The sequence below is a fragment of the Leclercia barmai genome (assembly GCF_049312895.1).
GTDB lineage: Bacteria > Pseudomonadota > Gammaproteobacteria > Enterobacterales > Enterobacteriaceae > Enterobacter > Enterobacter barmai.
This window is the reverse complement of record NZ_JBMNWZ010000009.1, coordinates 87,898-103,480: the sequence shown is the minus strand read 5'-3', so window position 1 is coordinate 103,480 and position 15,583 is coordinate 87,898. Positions and strand designations below refer to the sequence as shown.

At 52.9% G+C, this 15,583-nt stretch carries 15 protein-coding genes; 7 read left to right on the top strand and 8 right to left on the bottom strand.

The genetic code is table 11. From position 1 onward, the window contains the following. Together mobB and mobA are read right to left on the bottom strand one after the other, a co-directional pair. A partial coding sequence (mobB, locus tag ACOYA6_RS22150) for a molybdopterin-guanine dinucleotide biosynthesis protein MobB (protein WP_422655430.1) occupies positions 1 to 505 on the bottom strand: 505 nt, incomplete at its 3' end. Then, the gene (mobA, locus tag ACOYA6_RS22145) at positions 502 to 1,086 is read right to left on the bottom strand and encodes a molybdenum cofactor guanylyltransferase MobA (protein ID WP_422655429.1); all 585 of its coding nucleotides are present in this window, start codon (positions 1,084 to 1,086) and stop codon (positions 502 to 504) included. The genes mobB and mobA, both read right to left, overlap by 4 nt. A gap of 68 nt (positions 1,087 to 1,154) precedes the next feature. Between mobA and ACOYA6_RS22140 the strand changes: the two genes are divergently transcribed. From ACOYA6_RS22140 to dsbA, 3 genes are all read left to right on the top strand, one after another. Next, on the top strand, positions 1,155 to 1,424 hold the full coding sequence (locus ACOYA6_RS22140; RefSeq protein ID WP_039032193.1) for a YihD family protein: 270 nt from the start codon (positions 1,155 to 1,157) through the stop codon (positions 1,422 to 1,424). A gap of 75 nt (positions 1,425 to 1,499) precedes the next feature. Next, positions 1,500 to 2,486, top strand: coding sequence for a serine/threonine protein kinase (locus tag ACOYA6_RS22135; protein WP_422655428.1), 987 nt, complete (start codon positions 1,500 to 1,502; stop codon positions 2,484 to 2,486). Between the two features lie 27 nt (positions 2,487 to 2,513). Continuing rightward, on the top strand, positions 2,514 to 3,137 hold the full coding sequence (gene dsbA / locus ACOYA6_RS22130; RefSeq protein WP_039032191.1) for a thiol:disulfide interchange protein DsbA: 624 nt from the start codon (positions 2,514 to 2,516) through the stop codon (positions 3,135 to 3,137). Positions 3,138 to 3,152: 15 nt separating this feature from the next. Here the strand turns inward: dsbA and ACOYA6_RS22125 are convergent, their stop codons facing one another. Next, positions 3,153 to 4,061 (bottom strand): acyltransferase, encoded by a 909-nt coding sequence (locus ACOYA6_RS22125; RefSeq protein ID WP_039032190.1) that lies wholly within the window; start codon positions 4,059 to 4,061, stop codon positions 3,153 to 3,155. 436 nt (positions 4,062 to 4,497) lie between these two features. Between ACOYA6_RS22125 and polA the strand changes: the two genes are divergently transcribed. Then, on the top strand, positions 4,498 to 7,290 hold the full coding sequence (gene polA, locus ACOYA6_RS22120) for a DNA polymerase I (RefSeq protein ID WP_422655427.1): 2,793 nt from the start codon (positions 4,498 to 4,500) through the stop codon (positions 7,288 to 7,290). A gap of 165 nt (positions 7,291 to 7,455) precedes the next feature. Next, positions 7,456 to 7,503: a small protein SpfP gene (spfP, locus tag ACOYA6_RS23105; protein ID WP_071892919.1), complete on the top strand. Its 48-nt coding sequence runs from the start codon at positions 7,456 to 7,458 to the stop codon at positions 7,501 to 7,503. Between the two features lie 99 nt (positions 7,504 to 7,602). On the opposite strand, the gene yihA is transcribed toward spfP, so the two are convergent. Further along, complete coding sequence (yihA, locus tag ACOYA6_RS22115) at positions 7,603 to 8,229, bottom strand: ribosome biogenesis GTP-binding protein YihA/YsxC (RefSeq protein ID WP_039032188.1); 627 nt, start codon at positions 8,227 to 8,229, stop codon at positions 7,603 to 7,605. A gap of 581 nt (positions 8,230 to 8,810) precedes the next feature. On the opposite strand from yihA, the gene yihI reads away from it, so the two are divergent. Together yihI and hemN are read left to right on the top strand one after the other, a co-directional pair. Next, positions 8,811 to 9,323, top strand: a complete 513-nt coding sequence (yihI, locus tag ACOYA6_RS22110; protein ID WP_139563865.1) for a Der GTPase-activating protein YihI — start codon at positions 8,811 to 8,813, stop codon at positions 9,321 to 9,323. Between the two features lie 188 nt (positions 9,324 to 9,511). Beyond that, complete coding sequence (gene hemN, locus ACOYA6_RS22105; RefSeq protein ID WP_139563864.1) at positions 9,512 to 10,885, top strand: oxygen-independent coproporphyrinogen III oxidase; 1,374 nt, start codon at positions 9,512 to 9,514, stop codon at positions 10,883 to 10,885. A 75-nt stretch (positions 10,886 to 10,960) separates the two neighbouring features. On the opposite strand, the gene ACOYA6_RS22100 is transcribed toward hemN, so the two are convergent. The 4 genes from ACOYA6_RS22100 to glnA form a co-directional block, all read right to left on the bottom strand. Continuing rightward, on the bottom strand, positions 10,961 to 11,071 hold the full coding sequence (locus ACOYA6_RS22100) for a YshB family small membrane protein (RefSeq protein WP_072036742.1): 111 nt from the start codon (positions 11,069 to 11,071) through the stop codon (positions 10,961 to 10,963). Positions 11,072 to 11,182: 111 nt separating this feature from the next. Next, positions 11,183 to 12,595, bottom strand: coding sequence for a nitrogen regulation protein NR(I) (glnG, locus tag ACOYA6_RS22095; RefSeq protein WP_422655426.1), 1,413 nt, complete (start codon positions 12,593 to 12,595; stop codon positions 11,183 to 11,185). Between the two features lie 11 nt (positions 12,596 to 12,606). After that, complete coding sequence (gene glnL, locus ACOYA6_RS22090; RefSeq protein ID WP_139563862.1) at positions 12,607 to 13,656, bottom strand: nitrogen regulation protein NR(II); 1,050 nt, start codon at positions 13,654 to 13,656, stop codon at positions 12,607 to 12,609. A gap of 188 nt (positions 13,657 to 13,844) precedes the next feature. Beyond that, the gene (glnA, locus tag ACOYA6_RS22085; protein WP_039032183.1) at positions 13,845 to 15,254 is read right to left on the bottom strand and encodes a glutamate--ammonia ligase; all 1,410 of its coding nucleotides are present in this window, start codon (positions 15,252 to 15,254) and stop codon (positions 13,845 to 13,847) included. Between the last annotated feature and the right edge of the window lie 329 nt (positions 15,255 to 15,583).

Below are 15,583 nucleotides of genomic sequence, written 5' to 3'. Positions count from 1 at the left end.
GGAAAGACCTCATCCATTGTTGAATGAAATCGACAACGCCCTCCACATCATTGATATCTAATACCGGTACCTGAAGCGACAGTGAAATGTCGCTGGCTACCGCGATAACATGTTCATCAAGCGTTAATTCATTAATGTCATGCCCTGTATCGCTGCGGAACAGCAGGATCTTTGCCACGGGCTCATGCTTAAAACCTTCAACCAGAACCAGATCCAGCGTCGAATGATCCATCCGGCTAATGAGATAAGGAAGATCAACGTCCCTTTCATCCGGCGTCTCGGTCATTAATGCCCAACGCTGACTGCTGGCGACAATAGTTTGTGCCGCGCCAGCTTTGCGTAGTTCATAACTGTCTTTACCGGGAATATCGACATCCATATTGTGGTGGGTATGTTTGATAAGCCCTGGACGCACGCTCCTGACACAAAGTGCCGGGATAATGGCTTTTAGCAGGGTGGTTTTACCCGTACCGCTCCAGGCGGCGATCGCTAAAACAGGTATCATTGGTGCCTCTGCATAGTGTCTATCTGTTCGAGGGTATTTATATTAATAAATGCCTGTTTCATTTCGCTAAAATCGACAGGATGTCCGCCAGCCTGCCGCATGAAGACCATCACCCGACGCTCTCCCGCAGCCAGGTAGTTCTGTAATTCTGGCATCAGCCTACGGTGCATTAGCGCGATGGTTGGATGATCGCGCTCGCCGTCATGCGCCCAGACAACGGCTGCCGCTTCCCTCTGTTGAACAAAGCGTTCAGCCAGATAATCAGGAATGAATGGCGTATCGCAGGGGCAAAACAGAAACCACTCCGCGTCACACTGCTGCATAACGGAAAGCATGCCAGCCAGCGGCCCGGGGAAATCTGCCAGCAAATCGGGATAGACGGGATATCCACTTGCCTGATAAACGGCGAGATTTTTGTTGGCACTAATAGCGAGTGAGCTCACTTGTTTACTTAGCCTCTGTGCAACATGCTGCCATAACGGTATGCCGTTCAGCTCCTGCAGACCTTTATCAACTCCGCCCATACGGGACGCCTTGCCGCCGGCTAAAACTACACCGGTGATCGTGCTTATCTGGCTCACGAATATCGCCTCTTTTCTTGTGGGATTGACCCTGATAACGTGTCACTCTAAATGAAAGGAGTATTACCATGAAATGTAAACGTCTGAATGAAGTTATCGAACTTCTCCAGCCAGCCTGGCAAAAAGAGCCAGAACTTAACCTGGTGCAATTCTTACAGAAACTGGCGCAGGAGTCAGGCTACGAGGGTGAACTAGCCGACCTTTCTGATGACATCCTGATCTATCACCTGAAAATGCGCGATTCCGGCAAAGATGCCGTGATCCCCGGTATTCAGAAAGATTATGAAGAGGATTTCAAAACGGCCCTGCTGCGCGCGCGTGGCGTAATTAAAGAGTAAAAGCTTGTAAGAGGCGCCACCGTAATCGCCGTTAAATGATATCCTGAATCATTCGTATAATTTCCGGATGATCGGATGAACGACCAGGCCTTTACTTTCCAGACCTTACACCCGGATACCATTATGGATGCTCTGTTTGAGCAGGGCATCCGGGTGGACTCAGGTCTGACCCCATTAAACAGCTATGAAAACCGCGTCTACCAGTTTCAGGATGAGGATCGTCAGCGCTTCGTCGTGAAATTTTATCGCCCGCAGCGTTGGTCAGCCGATCAGATTCAGGAAGAGCATCAGTTCGCGCTCGACCTGGTCGCCGATGACGTTCCCGTTGCTGCACCTCTTAAATTCAATGGTCAGACGCTGCTGTCGCACCAGGGATTTTATTTTGCTGTCTTTCCCAGTCTCGGTGGTCGGCAATTTGAAGCCGATAATATCGATCAGATGGAATGGGTTGCCCGTTATTTGGGGCGCATTCACCAGACGGGAAGGAAGAGTGCTTTTACCTCGCGTCCTGTCATCGGTATTCAGGAATATCTTCTCGAACCGCGCCAGGTATTTGAAACATCCGCGCTTATCCCTTCAGGTCTGAAAGCTGATTTTCTTGCCGCGACGGATGGCTTAATTAATGCCGTTATCGCGCGCTGGGATAACAACGTCAAAACGCTGCGCCTGCACGGCGATTGCCACGCCGGAAATATCCTCTGGCGTGACGGGCCATTATTTGTCGATCTCGATGATGCGAGAATGGGACCTGCTATTCAGGATCTCTGGATGCTGCTGAATGGCGATAAAGCCGAGCAGCGGATGCAGCTTGAGACGATTATCGAAGCCTATGAAGAGTTCAGTCCCTTTAATTCAGACGAAATTGCATTAATCGAACCTTTACGCGCCATGCGTTTTGTTTATTATCTTGCATGGTTAATCAGGCGTTGGGACGACCCCGCTTTCCCCAGAAACTTCCCGTGGCTAACCGGGGAAGATTACTGGCGTAACCAGATATCCACATTTATTGAACAGGTAAAGGTTCTGCAGGAACCCCCTTTGCAATTAACGCCAATGTATTAATCGAACACATCCAGGAGAGAGTTGATCATGAAAAAAATATGGCTGGCGCTGGCAGGTATGATTCTGGCATTTAGCGCTTCGGCTGCACAGTTCACCGATGGTAAGCAGTACATTACCCTCGACAAACCTGTTGCCGGAGAACCTCAGGTTCTCGAGTTCTTCTCATTCTATTGCCCGCACTGCTATGAGTTCGAGCAGGTTCTTCATGTTTCCGATAACGTGAAGAAAAAGCTGCCAGAAGGCACCAAAATGACCAAGTATCACGTTGAGTTCCTTGGCCCGCTGGGTAAAGACTTAACGCAGGCGTGGGCGGTAGCGATGGCCCTGGGTGTGGAAGACAAAATTACTGCACCAATGTTTGAAGCCGTGCAGAAAACTCAGGCCGTACAAACCACTGCCGATATCCGTAAAGTATTTGTCGATGCGGGTGTGAAGGGTGAAGAATACGATGCAGCCTGGAATAGCTTTGTGGTGAAATCCCTGGTCGCGCAGCAGGAAAAAGCGGCGGCCGATCTGCAACTGCGTGGTGTTCCGGCCATGTACGTTAACGGTAAATACCAGCTGAATATGCAGGGTATGGATACCAGCAGCATGGACATCTTCGTGCAGCAGTATGCTGACACCGTGAAATATCTGGTTGAGAAGAAGTAATAAAGAAAACGCCGGTCAATGACCGGCGTTGTTGTATTGGGCTTTAATCCTGGTGATTAGCGCGTCTTTTTCCGTCCATAGCGTATTCAGCCAGAGCTGGAAACGTCGCTTAAAGTTCTTATCGTTAACATAATCCCCATGTAACTCTTCCGCCACTGGCACCAGATTAATACGCACCACGATCCGCGTTAACTTACCGCTGAGCATATCGTAAAACGGGGTCTTATCGTTTTCCGGATAACACAGCGTCACGTCCAGTAATTTATCGAACTGTTGACCCAGTACGTTCAGCGCCATGGCGATGCCGGCCGCTTTTGGTGGCAGGAGGTTGCTATAGGATGAGCGGGTCTGCTGCTTTTTCTCTTCGGTAAAGCGAGAGCCTTCAACAAAATTGACGATGGTGGTGGGGTGCGCGCGAAACTTCTCGCAAGAGCGACGGGTTGTTTCAACATCTTTGCCGCGGCGTTCAGGATGGCGAATCAGATAGCTGCGGGAGTAGCGCTTCATGAAAGGCATATCCAGCGCCCAACAGGCCAGGCCAATAAAGGGTACCCAGGCAAGCTGCTGCTTGAGGAAATACTTGTTCATCGGAATATGTTTGCGGAACAGCACGCATAACACCACGATATCGGCCCAGCTGTGGTGGTTGCAGATGAGCAAATACCAGTTTTTCTTGTTGAGACCATCCAGACCCTGAACGTCCCATTTCAGATGCGGGTTAAGGCGGAGCAGTACCGCCAGGCCTTCACACCAGCAGTACATCATAAAGTTGCAGAATGCAGATACAGCACGCCAGACGACGGGAATGGGTAAAAGCAGTTTAATTATTCCGGCGATGATGATCGGCACAGAACAGGCAATGGTGACCAGAATAGTTAATGCGATGCTTAACAGGAGTATGATCGCAGCCAGCAGTCTAGGCATGATGAATGTTTTCAGGTAGTTAGCTATGGTAAGCGCCTGATAAACAGACACCGGGCGCTGATTTTACCAGAAAACTGCCAAATGATGGCGCTTTAACTTGGCGGGACGAATGATTTGCACGCGTTGTGGAGAAAAATCCTGTGTCGCCAAAATGGCGTGGCTTATATCCACATGGAGTAAATTGTCATCAACCGAAAATATGAGATCGCGATCGAATGATAATTATCTGATTATTAATAATAATATTTAGATAAACGATCCACTTTCAGCACAATTAATCCAGGTGTTAGAAAGTATTCACAAACTTATCCACAGATTTGATTTGCGAGCGATCCTGAGGATCACAAAATCTTTGGCTGTATTGACCGTGAAAAACTGATGTTTTCATCCTTCTGTGGCATCCTTTATCCATAAATTCCTTAAAGGCACGGACATTATGGTTCAGATCCCCGAAAATCCGCTTATTCTCGTCGACGGTTCGTCTTACCTCTACCGGGCGTATCATGCGTTTCCTCCGCTGACTAACAGCGCAGGAGAGCCTACGGGCGCAATGTATGGCGTGCTGAATATGCTGCGTAGTCTGATCATGCAGTATCAGCCGAGCCATGCTGCCGTAGTCTTCGATGCGAAAGGCAAAACTTTCCGGGATGAGCTGTTCGAGCATTACAAATCCCATCGTCCGCCCATGCCGGACGATCTGCGCGCGCAGATTGAACCCCTGCATAAGATGGTAAAAGCGATGGGGCTGCCTTTAATGGCCGTCTCGGGCGTAGAGGCTGACGACGTTATCGGTACGCTGGCGCGAGAAGCCGAGAAGATGGGCCGTCCGGTACTGATCAGTACTGGCGATAAAGATATGGCGCAGCTGGTCACGCCGGGGATCACCCTGATTAACACCATGACCAACACCATTCTTGGACCTGAAGAGGTGGTGGCGAAGTATGGCGTGCCGCCAGAACTGATCATCGATTTCCTCGCATTGATGGGCGACTCCTCCGATAACATTCCTGGCGTGCCGGGCGTGGGTGAGAAGACGGCTCAGGCGCTGCTACAGGGGCTGGGCGGGCTGGATACGCTTTACAGCGAGCAGGATAAAATTGCCGGGTTGACCTTCCGCGGTGCAAAAACCATGGCCGCGAAGCTTGAGCAGAACAAAGAGGTGGCATACCTCTCCTATCAGCTGGCAACCATCAAAACGGACGTCGAACTGGAATTGACCTGCGATCAGCTTGAAGTGCAGCAACCTGCTGCTGAAGAGCTGCTGGGCTTGTTTAAGCAATATGAGTTCAAACGCTGGATCACCGACGTTGAAGCGGGGAAATGGCTGCAGGCAAAAGGGGCTAAACCAGCGGCGAAGCCAAAAGAGACCCTGGTGATTGATGCAGAAGATGCGGTAGAAGAAGCCGCCAGCATTCTCTCTTCCGAGCATTACGAAACCGTCCTTGATGAAGCACAGCTACAGGGCTGGATTGAAAGACTGAAGCAGGCGCCGGTATTTGCCTTTGATACCGAAACCGACAGCCTCGATAACGTCTCCGCCAATATGGTGGGCCTCTCATTTGCAACAGAACCTGGCGTCGCCGCCTATGTGCCGGTGGCTCACGACTATCTCGACGCACCTGTGCAGCTCACACGTGAACGCGTGCTCGAACTCCTCAAGCCGCTCCTTGAAGATGAAAAAGCACTGAAGGTTGGGCAAAACCTGAAGTTCGATCGCGGTATCCTGCAAAACTACGGCATCGAGCTGCGCGGTATTGCGTTCGATACCATGCTGGAGTCTTATATCCTCGACAGCGTAGCCGGTCGTCACGATATGGATTCCCTCTCTGACCGCTGGCTAAAGCATAAAACCGTTACCTTTGAACAGATCGCGGGTAAGGGCAAGAATCAGCTGACCTTTAACCAGATCGCGCTGGAAGAGGCCGGACACTATGCTGCGGAAGATGCCGATGTCACCCTGCAACTGCATTTGAAGATGTGGCCTAAGCTCGAAAAAGACGCCGGGCCGCTGAACGTGTTCCAGAATATCGAGATGCCGCTGGTGCCGGTGCTGTCCCGCATCGAGCGCAACGGCGTTAAGATCGATCCGGCTGTATTGCATAAGCACTCGGAGGAGATCGCCCTGCGCCTGAACGAGCTGGAGCAAAAAGCGCATGAGATTGCCGGCGAGCCGTTCAACCTCTCGTCCACCAAACAACTGCAGACCATCCTGTTTGAAAAGCAGGGTATCAAGCCGCTGAAGAAAACCCCTGGCGGCGCGCCGTCCACCTCAGAAGAGGTGCTTGAGGAGCTGGCGCTGGACTATCCGCTGCCAAAAGTGATCCTTCAGTACCGTGGCCTGGCAAAGCTGAAATCGACCTACACCGATAAGCTGCCGCTGATGATCAACCCGAAGACGGGCCGCGTGCATACTTCTTATCATCAGGCCGTGGCGGCCACCGGGCGCCTGTCCTCAACCGATCCTAACCTGCAAAACATTCCGGTGCGTAATGAAGAAGGGCGTCGTATTCGTCAGGCGTTTATTGCGCCAGAGGATTACATCATTGTCTCTGCTGACTATTCACAGATTGAGCTGCGCATCATGGCGCACCTCTCCCGGGATAAAGGCCTGTTGACCGCCTTTGCTGAAGGGCAGGACATTCACCGGGCAACGGCGGCGGAAGTATTTGGTATGTCGCTGGAGAGCGTTACCGGCGAACAGCGTCGCAGTGCTAAAGCGATCAACTTTGGTCTGATCTACGGCATGAGCGCCTTTGGTCTCTCCCGCCAGCTCAACATTCCGCGTAAAGAGTCGCAGAAGTATATGGATCTCTATTTCGAGCGATATCCGGGCGTTCTGCAATATATGGAAAATACGCGTGCTCAGGCGAAAGAAAAAGGCTATGTCGAGACCCTGGAAGGGCGTCGCCTCTATCTGCCGGACATCAAATCCAGCAATGCTGCCCGACGTGCCGGCGCTGAGCGTGCTGCAATCAACGCCCCAATGCAGGGAACGGCTGCGGACATTATTAAACGTGCAATGATTGCTGTTGACGCCTGGCTGGAGAAAGAGCAGCCGCGGGTGCGGATGATCATGCAGGTTCACGATGAACTGGTGTTCGAAGTGCATAAAGACGATCTTGAATCCGTGTCGAAAAAGATCCACGAATTAATGGAAAACAGCGTGAAGCTGGATGTGCCGTTGCTGGTGGAAGTGGGTCACGGAGAAAACTGGGATCAAGCTCACTAAGTGTTTATGGCATATCAACTGTTTCTGTAAGTAAGCAACATATCCATGAACGTTTTGTGATGATCATTAGAATTCCCTATGTAAAGAATGAAAAAAAACTACAAAAAGTGCTTTGTCTGTAGTCTAAAAAAGGGTAGAGTTATTCACGTAGGGTACAGAGGTAAGATGTTCTATCTTTCAGACCTTTTACTTCACGTAATCGGATTTGGCTGAATATTTTAGCCGCCCCAGTCAGTAATGACTGGGGCGTTTTTTATTGCGGCAAAGAAAATAACAGCGCAAAAAAAAGCGCGGACATCGCCGCGCTCATCTTTACTGATCCCCTTCTGTAGCGGGTTCCAGTTCGCTATACCACGTATCCAGTTTCTCACGCAGTTTATCCACGCCCTGCTTCTTCAGCGAAGAAAACGCTTCGACCTGGATGTCACCGTTAAACGCCAGAACCGCTTCGCGCACCATGTTTACCTGCGCTTTACGCGCGCCGCTGGCCAGCTTGTCAGCTTTGGTGAGCAACACCAGCACCTGGATCCCGCTTTCGACGGCCCAGTAGATCATCTGCTGATCGAGATCTTTAAGCGGATGACGAATATCCATCAGGACAACCAGGCCCTTCAGGCACAGGCGTTTTTCCAGATATTCACCCAGGGCGCGCTGCCACTTGAGCTTCATCTCTTCCGGAACTTCTGCATAGCCGTAACCTGGCAGGTCCACCAGGCGCTTGCCCGGCGCGACTTCGAACAGGTTGATTAGCTGGGTACGGCCAGGCGTTTTAGAGATACGGGCCAGGCTTTTCTGATTGGTCAGGGTATTCAGAGCGCTGGATTTCCCCGCGTTAGACCGGCCAGCAAATGCCACTTCGAGACCCGTATCGGCGGGTAAATGGCGAATATCAGGCGCACTAAGAACAAAATGCGTCTGGTGATAATTCAGGTTGGTCACGTGGTTGTCTCCAGAAATTCGTAACGTTGGGGGGATTATACCTGAACAGAGAGAAAAGGCTTTTCCCATCGGCAATACGGCTGTAAGTAAAAACCCCTGGCTTTGTGAGAGATCTGCCATTTGAACTATGGGAGATTTAAGAAAAATCGCAGAGCGTTAAAAAGGCAAAACTATTAAAATCAATCCATTAACGTTTAGTCTTAGTCTGAAAGTCGCGGATAAACGGCGTTTGTGGCTTGTACGTACAGCTGGAAACGGTAAAGTAGCGCTCAACGGCGAGGATGCCGACAGGAACCGGACTCAAGGATGAGGGTCAGGAGCGCCAGGAGGCGAAGACACAGGACAGTCAGGAAGACGTACGCCTGGAGGCGTTTTAAAGGGAAACGGAACATATCACGGACGGTACCTGCTAACGGACAAACAGGGTGAGTTGTAAGCAAACAGGGATTGTCAGACCCGTAATGGGTTATGAGTCAGGAAAAAAGGCGACAGATTGCTCTGTCGCCTTTTTTCTTTGCTTGCTTTCTGCTAGATTTCGCCGCAATTCTATACTGAAGAAAACGACTTAAAGACAAAACAACATGAAAAAACCGACCTCCGCTGCAGGCGCTAAACGTCCTGCAAAAGCACGCCGCAAAACGCGCGAAGAACTGAATCAGGAAGCGCGCGATCGCAAACGCGATAAAAAGCATCGTGGTCATGCTGCGGGTAGCCGCGCGAGTGGCGGTACTTCGGGCGCGTCTGCGAAGAACAAACAGCAGAAAGACCCGCGTATCGGCAGTAAAACACCTGTTCCATTAGGCGTGACCGATGCCCCGGTCACCAGGCAGCACAAACCGAAGAGCGAGAAACCTATGCTTTCACCGCAGGCCGAGCTGGATATGCTGGAGAACGATGAGCGCCTGGACGCGCTGCTGGAACGTCTTGAAGAGGGCGAAGCCCTGAATGCTGAAGAGCAATCATGGGTTGATGCCAAACTGGATCGTATCGATGAACTGATGCAACAGTTGGGTCTCTCCTATGATGATGAAGACGAAGATGAAGAAGAAGAAAAACAGGAAGATATGATGCGCCTGTTGAAAGGTGGAAACTAACATTTGCACCCGGCAGGCTCACTCGTCCTGCTTATAACCCTTCCGGTTATATGTTATCTGGTGTGGTTATTCGTTAAACTACGGCGGTTGTCGCGGCGACAGAAGTGGCTGCGCACCCGATTCGTGGCCCGCACAGGGGTCAGAACGGGCCGCCGTATACGAACGCGACACCAACGGAAGGAGTGAGCATGTCTGTACCAACCATCGACTGGGATCTGGCCCTCATCCAGAAATATAACTATTCCGGGCCGCGTTATACCTCTTATCCTACTGCGCTGGAGTTTTCCGACGCCTTCGGTGATAGCCAATTTCAGCAGGCCGTGGCGCGTTATCCTGACCGCCCGCTTTCTCTGTACGTTCATATCCCGTTCTGTCACAAGCTCTGCTATTTCTGTGGCTGCAATAAAATTGTGACCCGTCAGCAGCATAAGGCGGACCAATATCTGGATGCGCTTGAACAGGAGATCCTACATCGTGCGCCGCAGTTTGCCGGCCGTCATGTCAGCCAACTGCACTGGGGCGGCGGTACGCCAACCTATCTGAATAAAGCGCAAATCAGCCGCCTGATGACCCTGCTGCGGGATAACTTCCGTTTCAATGCGGATGCTGAGATCTCTATCGAAGTGGATCCGCGCGAAATCGAGCTGGATGTGCTCGATCATCTGCGTGCCGAAGGTTTTAACCGCCTGAGTATGGGCGTGCAGGACTTTAACAAAGAGGTCCAGCGCCTGGTCAACCGCGAGCAGGATGAAGAGTTTATCTTTGCCCTGTTGAATCATGCCCGGGAGATTGGCTTCACCTCCACCAATATTGACCTGATTTATGGCCTGCCGAAGCAGACACCTGAGAGCTTTGCCTTTACGCTGAAGCGCGTGGCGGAGCTGAATCCGGATCGCCTGAGCGTGTTTAACTATGCACATCTGCCGACGCTTTTTGCTGCCCAACGCAAAATCAAGGATGCCGACCTGCCTTCCGCCCAGCAAAAGCTGGATATCCTGCAGGAAACCATCACCTCGTTGACCCAGACCGGCTACCAGTTTATCGGTATGGATCACTTCGCCCGTCCGGATGACGAACTGGCCATTGCCCAGCGCGAAGGTGTCCTGCACCGCAACTTCCAGGGCTATACCACTCAGGGCGATACGGATCTGCTGGGGATGGGCGTCTCGGCCATCAGCATGATTGGCGACTGCTATGCGCAAAACCAGAAAGAGCTGAAGCTCTACTACCAGCAGGTGGATGCGACCGGCAACGCCCTGTGGCGCGGCATCGCGTTAACCCGCGACGACTGCATTCGCCGGGATGTGATCAAAGCGCTGATCTGCAACTTCCGTCTCGACTTCAGCGCGGTCGAAGCGCAGTGGGATCTCAACTTTACCGATTACTTTGTGGAAGACATGAAGCTGCTGGCGCCGCTGGCGAAAGACGGGCTGGTGGATGTGACGGAGAGTGCGATTGAGGTGACGCCGAAAGGACGTCTGTTGATTCGTAATATCTGTATGTGCTTTGACGCCTATCTGCGGCAGAAAGCCCGTATGCAGCAGTTCTCGCGCGTGATTTAAGCCGTACTGCCGGGTGGCGGCTTCGCCTTACCCGGCCTACAAAAGCGCGAAATGCAGGCCGGGTAAGCGAAGCATCTAACTAAACAGCCCAACCAGCGCCGCACACAATACCGCGGCAACGGCCGTTTGCGGCGTATGGCTTTCGACTGCTGCGCCAGACAACATATTCACGATTGATTCCAGCATGATGATCCCCCCGTTTTCCCGGGCGAGATCATACTTAACGCATCGGAACAGTAAAGCGCAAAATAACACCAGTTTGCGTTCGATTAACTCTCTTTACACTGCAAGAGAGCATCACTCCATCCCCAGCTCTTTTAACTTACGCGTCAGGGTATTGCGACCCCAGCCAAGCAGGCGTGCTGCCTCTTGTTTATGGCCCTGAGTATGGCGCAGCGCGGTGGTAAGCAGCGTGCGTTCCATCTCGGGCTGTGCCTCAGAAAGCAGGTTTTGATGACCGGAACGCAGGGCGCGATCGGCCCATTGCGCCAGCAGCGTCGCCCAGCTGTCGGGCAGGATCTGCCCGGTGCTGCTTTCCGGAACATGGGTTTCGAAAAGCTCTGGCGGAAGATCCTGAATCAACACTTCCTGACCGGCGGCCATCACCGTCAGCCAGCGACAGGTATTCTCCAGCTGACGCACGTTCCCCGGCCAGGCCAGACGCGTCAGCGCCGCTTCGGTTTCCGGGTGCAGCAGTTTGGCTTCGACACCCAGTTCGCGGGCGGCATCCTGCAGGAAATGGCGCGCCAGACGCGGAATATCTTCACGACGCTCACGCAGCGGCGGGAGGTGAACGCGAATGACGTTCAGGCGGTGGAATAAGTCTTCACGGAATTTCCCCTCCTGGACGCGCAGTTCGAGGTTCTGGTGGGTGGCGGCAATAATGCGCACATCCACTTTAACCGGCGCATAGCCGCCCACGCGGTAAAACTGGCCGTCCGCCAGCACGCGCAGCAGACGTGTCTGGACGTCGAGGGGCATATCCCCGATCTCATCCAGGAACAGCGTCCCGCCGTCGGCCTGCTCAAAGCGACCCTGACGGATGGTATTGGCCCCGGTAAAGGCGCCTTTTTCATGGCCGAACAGTTCGGACTCAATCAAATCCTTGGGGATCGCCGCCATATTCAGGGCGATAAACGGGGCTTTGGCACGCGGACTGTGGCGATGCAGGGCATGCGCGACCAGTTCCTTACCGGTACCCGACTCGCCGTTGATCAGCACGCTGATAGAAGAGCGTGACAGGCGGCCAATGATGCGAAACACATCCTGCATCGCTGGCGCTTCGCCAATGATGTCGGTGGTGGGGCCGAAAACCGGGGCATTGCGCGGCTGCTGCTGCTCCTGATAGTGGCTAATGGCGCGCTCAACCAGCGCCACCGCTTCGTCAATATCGAACGGTTTTGGCAGATAATCGAACGCACCCTGCTGATAGGCGCTGACGGCCGCATCCAGATCGGAGTGGGCGGTCATTATGATGACCGGAAGCATCGGATGGCGCTGCTTAATCTGTTTTAACAGCGCCAGCCCGTCCATCCCCGGCATACGGATATCGGACAGTAGCACATCCGGGGTTTTGGTGGTGAGGGCATCAAGCACCTCAGCGCCACTTTCAAACGCGGTGCAGCTTAAACCTGCTCCGGTAAGCGCCCGTTCGAGCACCCAGCGGATGGAGCTATCGTCATCAACTACCCAGACTATCCCTCGTTGCATAACCTAACCCTCTATTTCCTGATTGGCAGGTAAACCGAAAACTCGGTATGACCCGGCCAACTGGTAAATTCAATTTTGCCGGAATGCTGATCTATCAAATTACGGGCAATCGATAAGCCAAGCCCGGTCCCGCCTTCACGGCCGCTGACCATCGGGTAAAACAGCGTGTCCTGTAAATGGGAAGGGATGCCCGGACCGTTATCTTCAACGTCGATACGTGCCGCCAGGCGATAGCGTGTACCGTGCAGCGTCAGCTGGAACGCGGTGCGGGTGCGCAGAATAATCTCTCCGCCTTCCGCGCCTAATGCCTGCAGGGCATTGCGCACGATATTCAGCAATACCTGCTCAATCTGGTCGGGATCGTGCGGCAGTTCCGGCAGGCTGGGATCGTAATCGCGAATCAGCCTGACGTTGTCCGGCAACTCCATCGACACCAGCTTCACGACGCGCTCGGCCACTTTGTGAATGCTTTCGGTAACATGCATGCCGGGCTGCTGTGGCCCTAACAGGCGATCCACCAGGTTACGCAGGCGATCGGCCTGCTCAATAATAACGTTGGTGTATTCCGCCAGCGCCGGGTCGGGTAGGGCTTTGGTGAGCAGCTGTGCCGCACCGCGCAGGCCGCCAAGTGGATTTTTAATCTCATGGGCGAGGCCACGCACCAGATCGCGGGCCGCAATCTGCTGGGCATGCTGAAGCTGCTCCTGGCTCAGGCGGCGCTGGTTATCCATGGGCGCCATTTCCAGCAGAATCAGCCCTTCCGGCAGCCGCTGCGCGGTCAGGGACAGAATATGCGAGCGCCCGTCGATCACCAGCGTAACTTCGTTATCGGTAAAGCCCTGTCCTGCCTGCAGGCTCTCCTGCATCAGGCCGATGTTCAGGGAAAAATAACTCAACAGCTCGGGCAGCGGCGCGCCAAACAGTTTGCGTGAACTTTGCGCCAGCAACTGCTGGGCCGCGGGATTGGCGTAATGCACCGCCAGCTCGTCGTCGACCAGTAATATGCTGTTGATGAGAGAATTGAGGATCTGCCCAGCATCGGGCAGCGTGCCAGTTGCCATTCAGCAGTCTCCTGGAGTCGTTTGCACCATTTTAGTGCAGTATAGCGTTTCCGCGGTAAAAAGCGCGTGAGATCAGCTTGTTGACGGTGAAAAAAGCCCATCCGAAGATGGGCTGAAAAGTTTCCACGGCAACAAAAAAACGGCTATCAATCTCGCGCGGAAAAAGGCCGCGCGACAGGGATTAATGATTAGACGCTGTAGTACAGTTCGAACTCAACCGGGTGCGGAGTCATGCGAACGCGATCGTTCTCTTCCATACGCAGGGCGATGTAAGCGTCGATCGCTTCGTCAGTGAACACGCCGCCTGCAGTCAGGAACTCACGGTCTTTGTCCAGCTCCAGCAGGGCTTCTTCCAGAGAACCTGCAACCTGTGGGATCTCTTTCGCTTCTTCTGGCGGCAGGTCGTACAGGTTTTTGTCCATTGCTTCGCCCGGGTGGATCTTGTTCTTGATACCGTCAAGACCAGCCATCAGCAGCGCTGCGAAGCACAGGTATGGGTTAGCAGCCGGGTCCGGGAAGCGCACTTCGATACGACGCGCTTTCGGAGAAGCAACCACTGGAATACGGATAGAAGCAGAACGGTTACGGGCAGAGTACGCCAGCATAACTGGAGCTTCGTAGCCTGGGACCAGACGCTTGTAGGAGTTAGTGGTTGGGTTCGCCAGGGCGTTGATCGCTTTAGCGTGTTTGATTACGCCGCCAATGTAGTGCAGAGCCTGCTCGGACAGACCCGCATACTTGTCACCAGCGAACAGGTTAGTCCCGTTCTTGGACAGGGACATGTGGCAGTGCATACCGGAACCGTTGTCGCCAAACATTGGTTTTGGCATGAAGGTCGCGGTTTTACCGAAGCGGTGCGCAACGTTGTGAACAACGTATTTGTAGATCTGAATTTCGTCCGCTTTTTTGGTCATGGTGTTGAAACGGGTGGCGATTTCGTTCTGGCCAGCAGTTGCAACTTCATGGTGGTGTGCTTCAACAACCAGGCCCATCTCTTCCATGATCAGACACATGGTAGAACGGATGTCCTGTGATGAGTCAACCGGTGGAACCGGGAAGTAACCGCCTTTAACGGCTGGACGGTGACCTTTGTTACCGCCTTCGTATTTGGTGGAGGAGTTCCATGCGCCTTCGATATCATCGATAGCAACGTGGGAACCGGACGTGGTCGCACCAAAACGGATGTCGTCGAACAGGAAGAACTCTGGCTCTGGCCCGAACAGAACGGTGTCTGCGATGCCGGTTGAGCGCAGGTACTCTTCAGCGCGTTTAGCGATGGAGCGTGGGTCGCGGTCGTAGCCCTGCAGGGTGCCTGGCTCGAGGATGTCGCAACGGATGATCAGGGTAGACTCTTCGAAGAACGGGTCAATGAGCGCGGTAGATGCGTCAGGCATCAGTACCATGTCGGATTCGTTGATACCTTTCCAGCCACCAATCGAGGAGCCGTCAAACATTTTGCCTTCTTCAAAGAATTCGGCATTCACCTGATGAGCAGGAATTGTGACGTGCTGTTCTTTACCTTTGGTATCGGTGAAGCGCAGATCAACAAACTTCACTTCATGTTCGTTCAGCATCGTCAAAACGTGTTCAGCGGACATACTTAACTCTCCAGATTGGTCATTGTCGTCGTGGTAACGAGGTCTTCAAATTCTGTGTAAGGCAGGCGATGTTGCCTTTTGTTGCCGTATTTTTACTAAGCGAAATCTGTGCCAACTTTTAAAACACCCCAAAAAGGCGTTATCATGCGCACCATAGTGCAAAAGGGCTGCACCAGGATGGTTTTATTGCACCAGTATAGTGCTTCAATGTGAACACTGAGCACCATATTGGTGCAATTTACGTTAAAGTGCCCCTTTACCGCTCCGTGAAAGCGATCACAAAGCATCTCTGCGATACTTGTTTGCGGGGGATGTTTGTGATCCTGTTT

What these genes read in the sequence shown, in the direction of transcription:
- ACOYA6_RS22140 (WP_039032193.1), top strand. Translation starts at nt 1,155, where the DNA reads ATGAAATGTAAACGTCTGAATGAAGTTATCGAACTTCTCCAGCCAGCC.
- ACOYA6_RS22135 (WP_422655428.1), top strand. Translation starts at nt 1,500, where the DNA reads ATGAACGACCAGGCCTTTACTTTCCAGACCTTACACCCGGATACCATT.
- dsbA (WP_039032191.1), top strand. Translation starts at nt 2,514, where the DNA reads ATGAAAAAAATATGGCTGGCGCTGGCAGGTATGATTCTGGCATTTAGC.
- ACOYA6_RS22125 (WP_039032190.1), bottom strand. Translation starts at nt 4,061, where the DNA reads ATGCCTAGACTGCTGGCTGCGATCATACTCCTGTTAAGCATCGCATTA.
- polA (WP_422655427.1), top strand. Translation starts at nt 4,498, where the DNA reads ATGGTTCAGATCCCCGAAAATCCGCTTATTCTCGTCGACGGTTCGTCT.
- yihI (WP_139563865.1), top strand. Translation starts at nt 8,811, where the DNA reads ATGAAAAAACCGACCTCCGCTGCAGGCGCTAAACGTCCTGCAAAAGCA.
- hemN (WP_139563864.1), top strand. Translation starts at nt 9,512, where the DNA reads ATGTCTGTACCAACCATCGACTGGGATCTGGCCCTCATCCAGAAATAT.
- ACOYA6_RS22100 (WP_072036742.1), bottom strand. Translation starts at nt 11,071, where the DNA reads ATGCTGGAATCAATCGTGAATATGTTGTCTGGCGCAGCAGTCGAAAGC.
- glnG (WP_422655426.1), bottom strand. Translation starts at nt 12,595, where the DNA reads ATGCAACGAGGGATAGTCTGGGTAGTTGATGACGATAGCTCCATCCGC.
- glnL (WP_139563862.1), bottom strand. Translation starts at nt 13,656, where the DNA reads ATGGCAACTGGCACGCTGCCCGATGCTGGGCAGATCCTCAATTCTCTC.
- glnA (WP_039032183.1), bottom strand. Translation starts at nt 15,254, where the DNA reads ATGTCCGCTGAACACGTTTTGACGATGCTGAACGAACATGAAGTGAAG.